The 11,948-nt window shown below is 65.8% G+C and carries 14 protein-coding genes and 1 pseudogene; 5 read left to right on the forward strand and 10 right to left on the reverse strand.

Annotation, left to right across the window (positions count from 1 at the left end):
- Positions 1-26 precede the first annotated feature (26 nt).
- Together ACHMWU_RS26205 and ACHMWU_RS26210 are read left to right on the forward strand one after the other, a co-directional pair.
- On the forward strand, positions 27-416 hold the full coding sequence (locus ACHMWU_RS26205) for an alcohol dehydrogenase catalytic domain-containing protein (protein WP_396048479.1): 390 nt from the start codon (positions 27-29) through the stop codon (positions 414-416).
- A 115-nt stretch (positions 417-531) separates the two neighbouring features.
- Positions 532-1,026 (forward strand): zinc-binding dehydrogenase, encoded by a 495-nt coding sequence (locus tag ACHMWU_RS26210; RefSeq protein ID WP_396048482.1) that lies wholly within the window; start codon positions 532-534, stop codon positions 1,024-1,026.
- A gap of 37 nt (positions 1,027-1,063) precedes the next feature.
- Here ACHMWU_RS26210 and ACHMWU_RS26215 read toward each other — a convergent pair whose 3' ends face one another.
- From ACHMWU_RS26215 to ACHMWU_RS26235, 5 genes are all read right to left on the reverse strand, one after another.
- Positions 1,064-1,855, reverse strand: a complete 792-nt coding sequence (locus ACHMWU_RS26215; RefSeq protein WP_396048484.1) for an alkene reductase — start codon at positions 1,853-1,855, stop codon at positions 1,064-1,066.
- Positions 1,855-2,151, reverse strand: a complete 297-nt coding sequence (locus tag ACHMWU_RS26220; RefSeq protein ID WP_396048487.1) for a hypothetical protein — start codon at positions 2,149-2,151, stop codon at positions 1,855-1,857. Before ACHMWU_RS26220 ends, ACHMWU_RS26215 begins: the two co-directional genes overlap by 1 nt.
- Positions 2,152-2,257: 106 nt before the next feature.
- Positions 2,258-2,869, reverse strand: a complete 612-nt coding sequence (locus ACHMWU_RS26225) for an SDR family oxidoreductase (protein ID WP_396048489.1) — start codon at positions 2,867-2,869, stop codon at positions 2,258-2,260.
- Positions 2,870-3,056: 187 nt separating this feature from the next.
- On the reverse strand, positions 3,057-3,647 hold the full coding sequence (locus tag ACHMWU_RS26230) for a TetR/AcrR family transcriptional regulator (RefSeq protein ID WP_396048491.1): 591 nt from the start codon (positions 3,645-3,647) through the stop codon (positions 3,057-3,059).
- A 92-nt stretch (positions 3,648-3,739) separates the two neighbouring features.
- Entirely contained in the window at positions 3,740-3,979 is a 240-nt protein-coding gene (locus ACHMWU_RS26235; protein ID WP_396048493.1) for a hypothetical protein, read from the reverse strand.
- A 91-nt stretch (positions 3,980-4,070) separates the two neighbouring features.
- On the opposite strand from ACHMWU_RS26235, the gene ACHMWU_RS26240 reads away from it, so the two are divergent.
- Entirely contained in the window at positions 4,071-5,009 is a 939-nt protein-coding gene (locus ACHMWU_RS26240; RefSeq protein ID WP_396048495.1) for a LysR family transcriptional regulator, read from the forward strand.
- Between the two features lie 222 nt (positions 5,010-5,231).
- Here ACHMWU_RS26240 and ACHMWU_RS26245 read toward each other — a convergent pair whose 3' ends face one another.
- The 4 genes and pseudogenes from ACHMWU_RS26245 to ACHMWU_RS26260 all read right to left on the reverse strand — a co-directional run bounded on the left by ACHMWU_RS26245 (position 5,232) and on the right by ACHMWU_RS26260 (position 9,860).
- Positions 5,232-6,014 carry a glycosylhydrolase-like jelly roll fold domain-containing protein gene (locus tag ACHMWU_RS26245; RefSeq protein ID WP_396048497.1) on the reverse strand — a complete coding sequence of 261 codons (783 nt, stop codon included), beginning with the start codon at positions 6,012-6,014 and terminating at the stop codon, positions 5,232-5,234.
- Positions 6,015-6,016: 2 nt separating this feature from the next.
- Entirely contained in the window at positions 6,017-6,742 is a 726-nt protein-coding gene (locus ACHMWU_RS26250) for a glycosyl hydrolase (protein ID WP_396049231.1), read from the reverse strand.
- Positions 6,732-8,549 (reverse strand): annotated as a pseudogene (locus ACHMWU_RS26255) (glycosyl hydrolase); the annotation flags it as partial. The gene ACHMWU_RS26250 and the pseudogene ACHMWU_RS26255, both read right to left, overlap by 11 nt.
- A 336-nt stretch (positions 8,550-8,885) precedes the next feature.
- A complete protein-coding gene (locus ACHMWU_RS26260) occupies positions 8,886-9,860 on the reverse strand; it encodes a MerR family DNA-binding transcriptional regulator (RefSeq protein WP_396048499.1) in 975 nt (324 codons plus the stop codon).
- A 171-nt stretch (positions 9,861-10,031) separates the two neighbouring features.
- On the opposite strand from ACHMWU_RS26260, the gene ACHMWU_RS26265 reads away from it, so the two are divergent.
- A complete protein-coding gene (locus tag ACHMWU_RS26265) occupies positions 10,032-10,472 on the forward strand; it encodes an SRPBCC family protein (RefSeq protein ID WP_396048501.1) in 441 nt (146 codons plus the stop codon).
- Between the two features lie 30 nt (positions 10,473-10,502).
- Positions 10,503-11,075 carry a TetR/AcrR family transcriptional regulator gene (locus ACHMWU_RS26270; RefSeq protein WP_396048503.1) on the forward strand — a complete coding sequence of 191 codons (573 nt, stop codon included), beginning with the start codon at positions 10,503-10,505 and terminating at the stop codon, positions 11,073-11,075.
- Here ACHMWU_RS26270 and ACHMWU_RS26275 read toward each other — a convergent pair.
- Entirely contained in the window at positions 10,975-11,868 is an 894-nt protein-coding gene (locus ACHMWU_RS26275) for a hypothetical protein (protein ID WP_396048505.1), read from the reverse strand. The two genes, ACHMWU_RS26270 and ACHMWU_RS26275, sit on opposite strands and share 101 nt — an antisense overlap.
- Positions 11,869-11,948 lie beyond the last annotated feature (80 nt).

The raw sequence follows: 11,948 nt of genomic DNA on the forward strand, positions 1-11,948 counted from the left end.
CACCGAGCTCCGGGAGAAGATGCGTCATGTTGGCCTTCATCGTCGAGAAGTACGCCAAGACCGGGGCCGTGCGCGCAGTCGAGCGTCCCGAGCCCACAGTGGCGCCCCACGACGTCCTCGTGCGAGTCGAGGCCGCCGGAGCAAATCCCCTCGACTCCAAGATCGCCCAGGGCGAGTTCAAGCTGATCCTTCCGTACAAGCCGCCCTTCGTCCTAGGGCACGACCTGGCCGGCGTGGTGATCCGCATCGGGTCCGCCGTGACCAGGTTCGCCGTCGGCGACGTGGTGTTCGGCCGACCCACCGACTTCCGCATCGGCACGTTCGCCGAGCCGTCTCGGTCGACGAGCACGACCTCGCCCTCGCCCCCGCGTCGACGACGGCGACAGAAGCCGCGTCGCTCCCGCTCGTCGCCCTGACCGCATGGCAAGCTTCTCGTCGAACGAGGTGGCGTGAAGCCGGGGCAGAAGGTTCTCATCCACGCGGGATCAGGCGGGGTCGGCACGGTCGCCATCCAGCTAGCCAAGCACCTCGGTGCAACAGTGGCGGTCACGACGAGCACCGCGAACATCGCTGGTCAAGAGCCTGGGCGCCGACGTCGTCGTCGACTACAAGACCGATGCCTTCGAAGACGTCCTCAGCGGCTACGACCTCGTCCTCGACTCACTCGGTCCTGACAGCGTCGCAAAGTCGCTGACCGTGCTGAAGCCGGGCGGCATCGTGATCGGCCTCGGCGGCCCACCCGATCCGACATTTTCCCGATCCATCGGCGCCAACCCGATCATGCAGCTCGCCACCGGACTGATCAGCCGCAAGGTGCGCAAGACCGCGCGCCGTCTCGACGTGCGCTATTCGTTCCTGTTCATGAGGGCGAGCGGCGAGCAGCTCGAGATCCTTGCACGTCTCGTCGACGACGGCGTCATCCGTCCTGTGGTCGACAGCGTCTTCGCGTTCGACCAGACCCTCGAGGCGCTGGCCCATGTCGACTCCGGCCGAGCAAAGGGCAAGGTCGTCGTCACGATGAGGTGATCACCGCGACGACGACCCTTGCAGCCGACCGGTTCGGTCAGCTGGCCGCGGACAACGTGGGGTAGTCGGTGTAGCCGCGAGCGTCGCCGCCGTAGTAGGTGCTCGGGTCACCGGCATTGAGGTCGGCGCCCAGCCTCCAGCGCTCGGCCAGATCGGGGTTGGCCACGAAGGCCTGGCCGACAGCGACGACGTCCGCAACACCGTCGGCCAGGATGCGCTCGACGACCTCCAGCGACGTCGGCGAGGCGCCGGGGGTGTCGAGCACCAGCGGACCCGCGAAACGATCCCGCAGGTCAGCGACCAGCGCGCCAAGATGTTCTTGCGACACCGACAAGACGCTCAGGTAGGCCAGTCCCAGCCCGCTGATGCCGTCGACGACGCTGCGGTACGTGTCCTGCAGGTCGGGGCCGGGCTGCTCGCCCATGCCGTTCAACGGATTGCCCGGCGAGAGGCGCACGCCGACCCGCTCGGCGCCGATGGCCTCAGCCACAGCTGAGATGACCTCGACGACGAAGCGTGCACGCTGCTGCGGTGTGCCGCCGTACTCGTCGTCACGCACGTTGACCGTGGGATCGAGGAACTGGTGCAGCAGATAGCCGTTGGCGGCGTGCACCTCGACGCCGTCGAGCCCGGCACGGATGGCGTTTCGGGCAGCCTCGACGTAGTCGTCCATGATGCCCGCCAGCTCGTCGCGGCCGATGGCTCGCGGCACGTCGTGAGCCTGAGGCCCGGTCGGGGTGAACATCTGTCCCGGTGCCTGGACGACACTCGGGGCGATCGTCTCGAAGCCATGCTTGTTGTCGGCCGCCGCGATCCGACCGACGTGCATCAGCGCGCGACAATCGTGCCACCGGCCGCGTGCACCGCATCGGCGACGTCACGCCAGCCCGCCACCTGGGCCTCGGTGTACAGCCCCGGCACGAACGGATAACCCTGACCCACTGCGCTGGGCGCAATACCTTCGGTGATGATCAGTCCGGCACCGGCCCGTTGGGCGTAGTACTCCGCGTTGAGCGCCGTGGGGGCATTCCCCTCTCCTGCGCGACTGCGGGTCATGGGTGCCATGACGAACGACTGGGGAAGGCGCCACGGGCCGATCGTGGCGGGTGTGAAGGCGAGGGACATGTCAGGGGAGCTTCTTTCGGTCGAGGTGCTACCGGAGCACATGCTCGGGTAGCCAAGGGATGGGGCGCTTCAGCACTCATGCACAGCGTGGCGCTCAGGAGGGATGTCAGACGACGGGCAGGAACGAGGCATAGCGCTCGGAGGCAGGAAGATGGAGGCTGCTCCTGACCTGACGTGCGGTCTCGTCGGCGAGCACCTCGGTGTGCCCCGACTCGACTCCGTCGAGCACCTGGCGGACGATGTCGGCCGGATCAGCCTTGGGCGCGTCGACGCCTGTTGCCATGTCGGTGTCGACGTAGCCCATATAGACGCCGACGACCTGCACGCCGTGGGGTGCAAGCTCGACACGCATCGAGTCGGTCGCCGACCACAGGGCCGCCTTGGAAGCGCTGTAGCTGCCGCCGAGCGCCAGCCAGGCCAGCGCCGACGCGACGTTGACGACGGCGCCCGAACGCTCGACCAGCCCGTCACGGAACGCGGACGCGAGTGCCAGTGGCCCGAAGAAGTTGGTCTCGAACTCGCGGCGCAAGGCCGAGTCGTCACCCTCGAGCGGCGAGGCGACCAGCGAGATACCGGCATTGTTGACCAGGATGCTGACATCGCTGGCCGCAGCGGCTGCCTCGGCGACGGATCGCGCATCCGTGACGTCGAGCTGAAGCGGGTGGACTCGTGAGTCGGTCGCCGAGACCGAACGCGGGTCGCGTGCTGCGGCATACACCTTGGCAACTCCCCGATCGAGAAGCTTGCTCGACGAACTCGCGCCCGACACCCCGGTTGGCCCCGGTGACGAGAACTGTCTGATTTTTCAAACTGGTCATATGTGCCTCCTGGCCGATGGCGACGGCACGTGCGTCATGCAGTCACCTTGATATTATGACCATACGCCAAAGACGAAGAAGCCAGGACTACCGGTCGAGCATCGCCAGCACATCGGCCAGACCCTGAGCGATCACTGCACGCGAGAGCTCGTCGTCGGTCAGGGCCCGGGCGAACTGCATCGTGCCCACCATGAGGGCATAGGCACTGAAGGCCCTCGCCCGCGCTTGCAGGCACGGTTCGCCCGAGCCGTCATCGCCCGAAAGCCGACGGGTCAGAGCATCGACCAATGCTGTCGCGCCGTCGGTATAGGCCTGACGGGTCGCAGGCGTGCTGCGCGCGATCTCGTCGAGCAACGAGGCCGAAGGGCAACCCTCCGAAGGGTTGTCCCGATGCTCGACCGACAGGTATTGCCGGATCATCTCCTCGACTCCCTCTCGCCCCTGTGGCAGCGAGTCATACCGATCGAGCTGCGCCGCGAGCTCGCTCGCCACGACTTCGGCCACCAAGCTGTCCTTGGAGTCGAAATGGGCGTAGAACGCCCCGTTGGTCAGCCCGGCGTCCTTCATCAGCACGGCGACGCCCGATCCGTCAATGCCGTCCTGCTTGAGACGGCGCCCAGCCGACTCCACGATGCGGGACCGAGTGGCCTCCTTGTGCTGCTTGTCGTACCTGACCATCAGAGCAGTCCTTTCACGTGCGAGACGGCGCCTCACTCACCCTGCCAGTGTATGCGCTGATGATCGTACGTTCTTGAGCCCGACGGCTCCGCTCAGATGAGTCCGCGCCGCACCGCCAGCACGACGGCCTCGACGTTGGAGTCCACGTTCCAGGTCACTCGCAGCTCGGCCAGCTTGCGCCGCATGGTCCGGCCCGACACGTGCGAGCAGATCGCTGCCTCCTCCTTGTTCTTGCCCTCGGCCAGGGCGGCCAGGATCTCGAGCGTCTGGACGTCCGGGACGAAGTCGTCCTCCGTCGTCAGCTCCGGTGCGGTGCTGCCTGCGCTATTCATGCGTGGTCCGTTCTCGGCCAGTTTCGGCCAGGTTGCCTCGTTGCTCAGCGAGTGCCCGCTCGAGGGGCGCTCGTCGTCGTACGCTCGACCGATGACTGCGTTCGATCTCCGCCGGCTCGACCTCAACCTCGTGATCGCGTTGAACGCCCTGCTCGAAGAACGCAACGTCAGCGCCGCGGCCCGCCGGCTCGGCGTGTCCCAGCCGGCCGCTAGCCAGTCGCTGGCCAAGCTTCCGGCGTCACTTCGACGACGGCTGTTGATCCGCGTCGGTCATCAGTACGACCTGACCGCCCTGGCCGCGGGGCTCCAGCCGCGCGTCCACGACCTCGTCCACGAGCTCGGGCAGGTGCTCGCCGGGGGAGGCGCATTCGATCCGAGCACGACCGAGCGTGAGTTCGTGGTGTCGATGAGCGACTACGTCGCCGCCGTGTTCGGAGGCCCACTGGTGGCTCACCTCGCCGCGGCAGCGCCAGGCGCGCGGCTGCGCCTCGACACCGCGCCGATCTCGGGATTCGACTCGTTCCGCGAGGCACTCCGCCACCTGGATGGCATCGTCGTCCCCACCGCCGTCACTCCGCCCGGAGAGACCATCGAGCTGTTCACCGACTCGTGGTGCTGCGTCGTGTCTGACCATCTTGCGGCGGAGGCCGCTGCTTGGACCGAGTCCGACTTCACCTCGCGCGGCTGGGTCGCGACCCACGTCAACACCGCCGTTCCGGCACAGGAGTACCTGCGACGGGCCGGCGTCGAGATCGTCGTCGCAGTCACCGCCCCGACGTTCTCGGCCGTCCCCTACCTCGTGGCGGGGACCCCGCGCGTGGGACTTCTTCACCGCCGGCTGGCCGATCAGCTCGCCGGACCAGCAGGCGTGACGATCGTGCCAACCCCGTGGGCACCGCCCGCCGTGCCGATGGTCATGTTCTACGACAAGACACGTGCGCAGGACCCTGCGGTCAGGTGGTTCCTCGACGCTGTCGAGACGGTCGCTCGGTCCCTGGAGTCGCGCGTCCCACGTAGTGACGAGCCATGATCTCGGAGTGGCGCAGGCGTTCACCATCACTCCTCTAAATCGATTTAACAGGTCGTATCCAGTCTTGCCCAGAGCGCCATCAGCAGACAATGACTCGGCGACCAACTCTGGCTTCTGGTCCCCTATAGCCACGGCTTATCCCCCGCACGAAACGCGCCGGTAGATGACACGACGCGGTGGCGGGGAACCGTTCGTCCCCGCCACCGCGTCGTCAGCTGCCTCCTACTTGACTCGGAGTGTCCGCGTCACCGAGCTCTTGCCGTTGACCTTCCCTCCACCGGAGTAGACGATCTTGAGCGTGTGCTTGCCCTTGGCCAGCTTCGGCAGGGTGAAGACCCGCTTGCCCTTGTCCTTGGCGCGCAACGTGACGACCTTGATCGTCTTGCTGCCCTTCATGACCCGGATCGTCCCGGTCGGCGCGGCGACCCCCTTGGCCTTGACGAGCACCGTCGCCCTGACCTTCTTGCTGGCCTTCACCGAGCTTGCAGAGAGCTTGAACGACACCGACGGCTTGATCTTGGCCGGAGGGGCCACCGGCGGCTTGGCCGGTGCCACGTAGAAGGCATCCTTGGCGCTCTGCAAGGTGATCGGACCCACCAGACCGGCGTCCTGCGGGCTGGCCATCGAGTACTGGCCGTTGGTGTTGGTCGCGGCCGGGAAGTAGCGGTTCTTCTTCCGAGGCGTGACCGCGATCTCGATCTGGTTGACCCCCGCCTTCAGCTGATCGGTGACGTCGACCTCGTAGGGAGCGAACAGCACCTTGCCCGCCTGTGCGCCGTTGACCTTCACGCTGGCGGCCGTGAACACCTGGCCCAGGTTGAGCAGGTACCTCTTGCCCTTGACCGGAGTGACGTCGACGGTGGCCCGGTAGACCCCGTCCTCCACGACGGACCGCAACGCGCCAGCCTGGAAGTCGGCATCCTTCCAGTTGCCGAGGACGTCGTCGGTGAACGTCTGGGTCGTGACCTCGCCGCCGATGACCCCGTCGAGGTTGTCAGCGGTCACCGTCAACGACGTGGACTGACCGGCACGGTCGTCTCAGGTGCGACCCGGTCAACGCCTGCAGGAAGACCCTTGCTCAGATCGGACTGCGGAATCGTGACACCGGCAGGCTCCGCGAGCAGCGCGATGCCGTTGCTGGGCTTGGCCGGAGTCGCGCCACGACCGAGAGCGTCGCCGCCGGCGTCGAGCCTGAACGTGACGGCACCGTCCTTGACCGATGCCGGGTAGATCTTGCCGGTCTTCTGGTCGAGCCAGTAGAAGTTCTTGAACTGGTCGTCGGCGCGCACCGTGATGGTGTTGGCGGTCGCGGCCGTGTTGCGGAGGTAGGTCACCTCGCCGCCGTCGGTCAGGCTGCGGCGGACGAAACGGACGTCGTCGTTCGCGTCGTACGTGACCTCGGGCGTGACGACCTTCTTGAGCGTGCTGGCCAGCGCCGCAGCCGACGTCGGGTTGTAGCCCGCATCGGTGTCGGTCAGCACCTTCGTCGCCAGATTCGCGACCTTCTTGTCCTCCGACGCGTACTCTCCATCCGCATAGCCGGCCTGCGCATTCGGCAGCTTGCCGAAGAACACAATCGGTGCGCCCTGCTCGGCGAGGGCGAGCAGCCGCTTCATCGTCGCGACCGGAACCGTCTGCGTGTGGACGACCAAGGCCTCGTACTCGACCTTGCCACCGTTGACGCTCAGCTTTTCCGTTCTTCCACTCCGTGCTGGCGGCCTGGATGCTGTCATCGTTGATGACGTCCCAGGCGTAGCCGTTGCGATTCAGCGTGGGCGTCGCACCCGTTGCCACGGCGCGCGTGTTGAACGGCGCGTAGACGGCGACGTCCTTGCTCGGTGCACCCTGCTGCGTCAGGTAGTTGAGGCGCGCGGAGTACGCGTTGAGCTGCGGGAAGTACTTCGACAGCGTGTTGGTCGCCGACATGTTGACGCCGATGGTCGGGAATCCGGCCCAGCCGTTCTCGCCGTACTGCGTGGTTCCCTTGCCGTACGGGTAGTTCAGCCCGTGGTAGAAGAAGTTGTTGACGCCGCTCGTGGCCATCATGTCGATGCCGACCTTGAGGCTGTCGAGCGAGTTCTGCATCGGCGTCAGGCCCAGCGTGAACTGCTCGGCCGAGACCAGGTTGCGTCCGTACAGGTGCGCACCCGACGACGTCGTGATGAGCCGGAACTCGTCGTGCTGCTCGTCCTCGGGGATGTCGACGTACTTCGCGCCACCGATGATGTCCATCGGCGGGTTGTACGCCTGCTGACGGAACTGCAGGCCGGCCGCATTCGTGCCGCGCTTGAAGCCCTTGAGCCCTTCGGCGAACTTCTGCCCGGCGAGCGTCCGGTAGTCGGCGAGGATGCGGTTGGTCTCGTCGGCGCTCGTGCCATAGGTCAGGTACGACGTGTTCGATCCCGACATCGTGTTGGTCGGCATGTAGGCCGGCGCACCGAGGTTCTGCTTGTAGATCGTCGGCAGGTACTTGCTGAAGTCGTAACCGATGCCGTTGTTTTTGGCGTCCTTCGCCAGGTCGGCGAGACCGTCGGTGTAGTACAGGTCGGTGCTGAGCTCGCTGTCGTTGAACAGCGCCCGCACGTTGTCGTGCCGGTCGATGATGCGGCGCAGGTTCTCGTCGCCGACCCACTGGTTGACGTAGTCGATGGTCTTGGCGGCGTCCATGTGGTCGACGACGAACCAGTCGGGCCGCGCCGAGTCGACGCCGCCCGTGCCGGTGGGCAGCGAGTAGACGCCGACGACCTCGTAGTCCTTGCCGGCGTCGATCGCGGCGGCCGTGTCGGCGTCGAGGTGGAACGTCCCGCCCATGACGTCGGCAGCGTCGATGTAGTGGCTGTCCTCGGCGTCCAGCGAGATGCGCTGGTCCCATGTCGTCGCGCCGTCGTCGAACTTCGTGGCGTCGCCGGTCAGTGCGCCGGCAGAACCGGTCTTCTGGGCGACCAGCACGCCTTGCAGCCGGGCCTTGGATGCGTCGAACTTCGGCATCGGGTCTTTGTAGAGCTTGCTCTTGGCGAGGGCAGGAACGCTCACGGCCCCTGCCGTCAGGTCGGCGCCAGAGAGCGTCGTCCGGCCGAGGGCGAGATTGCGCTCGCCGTCGTCGATCGTGACGTACTGGCTGTTGGCGTTCCAGCCCGAACCCATGTTGAGGTCGACCGTGATGCCGAGGTCCTCGGCCTTCGCGACCGTCCACTCGAGCTTGTCGTAGAACGAGGCGGTGTAGATGTCCTTGACCTTCTCCTCGTCACCCGGAAGCGGGTCGACGCCGAAGGGGTTGATCTCGACGTATCCGAAGCCGGACTTCGCGATGTAGTCGAGCTGCTCGCCGAGCACATCGGTCTCGACGGCACCGCCAGACCACCACCACCGAACGCCGGGACGGAACTGCGTGCTCGGCGAGGCGAACTCGGACGCCGAGATGCTGCTCGTCGCGGCCGCACCGGCTGGGCCGGAGCCCTGCACCGTCGCCACCGCGAACGACGACACCGCCAGTGCGGCGATCGAGACGAAGGACAACGACCGCTTGCTGGTGCGCCTCATGGCGTCGCGCCGGGGTGCGCAGGGACGACTCGTCGTGACATGGGTACTCCTTGGTTGTGCGAGCGGACCCACGCGTGCTGGGGGCGTGCCGAGATGGCTCCGCCGACCGCCGATCTACGCGGGTCCGGTGATGGTCGTCACACCGTAGGACGCGCGATTGAATCGAGTCAATGTGTCGGCGAAGAACGGCCAGTACTGGCCAATCAATACTGGCGTTCCAGCAGTTTTGTCATCGACACTGCACGGCAGCATCCCGTCAGGTATGCCGCCGCCATCACCTGCGAGAAAGGCCTCGCGTGACCATGAAGTCGACGGCCGAGTTCATGTTCGTCGGGGTCAAGGTCGTTCCCGGATGGTTCTGCGGCCAGACCCGAAAGAGTCGTCGACGAAACCCTGACCGACACTGTCGACTCCCGAGAAGTCGAGCTCGATGTCGGAGAACTTGTCCATGTCCACCAAGAGCCGCTTGGCCTCACTGCGGCTCACGAAATCGACGCCGATGGCAAAGAGCTTGATCACCGGACGGGTACGCGTGAACTCGTGGTCGTCGCTGAACTCACGAAACAGGTCTCCCAGGCTTCGACCGGTGGCCAGGTCGATGGTCAGTCGCACGGACGTGCCCCTCACGACGTGCGAGATGCCGACGGCATGATCGGAGCGCTGGTTGTCCACGATCCAGGAGATGCCGTTGGCCTCCAGCGTGAAGACGTCGACTGCCTTGGAAGTGAAGAAGATGCCCTCGCCCGAATGTGCCGCAGGCGCCGTCGTCTGCTTGCCCTTCGTCAGCTCGGCAATGGCCGAGTAGAGGTCTGGAAGGTCCTTGCCCTCACGGAGGTTTCGATACACGCCCACACCGTCGTCAACAACCTCCAGCTGAATCCGATCTCCGTGCCTCCATGCCCGGATGCGTGCGGTCACGCCCTTGGAATGGTCGATGGCGTTGTTGAGCATCTCGGTGAACGCATACTGGGCAATCGCTTTCGCGCGCGGGGCCCCGTCGAGATCGAGGAAGTCCACCGCGTCTCGCCAGACCAGGGACTCGTCAAGTCCCTGAAGGTCGACCGTCCGATCGATCACCGGGTCGATCGGAACAAGACGTTGCGGCAACCCGGTCGGATCGACGTGCGTCACGGCGTCGCGCTTGCGCCATGCCTCCTGAACGGCTCCGAGCTCGTATCGGCGATGCCCGCCCCCGGTACGAGTGGCTTCGGGCAGCACCCCGGCATCGGTCAACAGTCGGACTTGGCTCAGGGAGACTCCCAAGGCACGCGCAACGGCACCGATGGAGACGAGCGCGTCGGATCCTGCCATCACCGTCCCCCAAACTTACAAACCTATTGTAGATTTTCTCGTCAGCTTCTCCTAAATCTATAATGATTGTAGATTTAGGAGAACGGAACCTCCAATTCTGTGGGTTTCTTCCGGAGGCTCATCCGCCCCCTGACCCGGTTGAACCCGGCAGACCTCGGGTACCTGCCCACCATGACCAAGATCAGCAGGACGTTCACCGTCGATCCCGCACCGTCCGTGGTGCTCGACTACCTCAAGGACTTCTCCCACGCCGAGGAGTGGGACCCGGGCACCGAGAAGTGCATCCGCCTCGACGACGGGCCCATCGCCGTCGGGAGCCGTTGGCACAACACGTCCAAGATCGCTGGTATCTCCACCGAGCTCCAGTACGAGCTGAAGAAGCTGACCGACACCGAGGTCGTCTTCGTCGGCAGCAACGACACCGCGACGAGCACCGACACGATCGCCGTCATGCCTTCTGGCACCGGCAGCGAGATCACCTATGACGCCGACATCGAGCTGAAGGGCGCGGCGAAGGTCGCCACCCCGGTCATCAAGCTGGTGTTCGAGAAGATCGGCAACGACACCGAGGACGACATGGTCAGGGTGCTGAACGGTCTGACCACCAGCTGAGGCAGGCAGTCAGTTTGTAGACTTCGGCTCGTGCCCGACAAACCCACCCGTCGTAGCGGCGCCGTCCTCGAGCGCGCCATCCTCGATGCCGGTTGGCGCGAGATCGGCGAGCGGGGCTGGTCTGGATTCACGATGGAAGGCGTTGCCGCACGCTCCGGCGTGGCCAAGACCGTGATCTATCGGCGATGGAAGAACCGTGCCGAGCTCGCGCAAGAGATGCTGCGGCGTGCCGCTGCGGAGCACCAGCGGCCCGTGGACTCGACCGGAGACCTCCGGACCGACTTGCTGACCTTCGTGACCAACATGTCGGAGTTCCTCCGAGGTGCTTTCGGCGACGCGGCCCGCGGGGTGGTAAGCGAGGGTGACCCCGCCACCCGGACGAGCATGTTCGCCGAGACACCTGTCGTCCACGGCGTCCACGAGATCATCGAGCACGCGCGAGCGCGCGGTGAGCTTGTCACGGCTCCCTCCGTAGCCGCGGTCAACCTGGGCCACGCCATCGTCATGTGGGAGTTCTTGCAAGTCCACGAGCCACCGTCGCACGAGGATCTCGTGACGCTCGTCGACTCGCTCTGGCTCCCCGCTCTTCGGCAGAGCGCCTGAGCTCGCATCTGGGTGGTGCGCCAACGCGCACCACCCAGATGACGTCACTTGACTCGGATGTTCCTGGTGGGGACTTCGAGCCCTTGAACGTGCCGTTCGCCCGGAAGACGACCTGCACCTTGTGTCGTCCGCGACCGATCTTCGACGTCAGCTTGACCTTCGCCCTTCCGTTGACGACCTTGGCCACATGGCGGCGACGACCGTCGACGCGGACCTCGACAACGCCGCTCACCTTCCGGTCTGCGGTGACCACGATGCTCACCGTCGGACGGCCGCCCTTGCGATAGGTCGCCCTGCTGAGCTTGAAGGAGGTGCGAGTCGCCTTCTTCGCAGCAGCGGGCGGCGTGACCTTGCCGACCAGCGCGACGTCACGGTACGGCGTGACCGTGATCGGTCCCATCAGACCGGTCCGTTGCAGCGCCGGCATCTGGTAGTTGCTGTCACCGGACGTCTTGACCGCGTTGAACAACGTCGTCGCGACCCTGACCTCGAGCTCGTTGGTTCCCGCACGCAGGTGCCCGCCCAGGTCGATCCGGCTCTTGTCGGCCTGGTTGACCAAGACGCTCTCACCGTTGACCTTGACCCGGACGGTGTCGACGACGTCTCCGAGGTCGAGGTAGGCGCCGTCGGTGGTGGCCCAGCCAGCGGCAGGCTGAATGACGTCGTGTAGACACCGGTGCCTGACTGCTTGGTCAGGTCGACCGGACTCGCGATGTCGAGCCACGACGGCAGTCGGCCGTCCTGGTCGGCCGTCAGGCTGATCTCGTCCTGGTTCGTCTTCTTGGACGTCCACTGCGTGGCGCCAGGCGTCCAGGTCTGGGCCTTGAGCTTCCAGGTGTCCAGCCCCTGCGAATCGGCCAGGCCGGTGACGCT

Origin of the sequence: Aeromicrobium sp. UC242_57 (assembly GCF_044452305.1) — a bacterium.
Lineage (GTDB): Bacteria > Actinomycetota > Actinomycetes > Propionibacteriales > Nocardioidaceae > Aeromicrobium.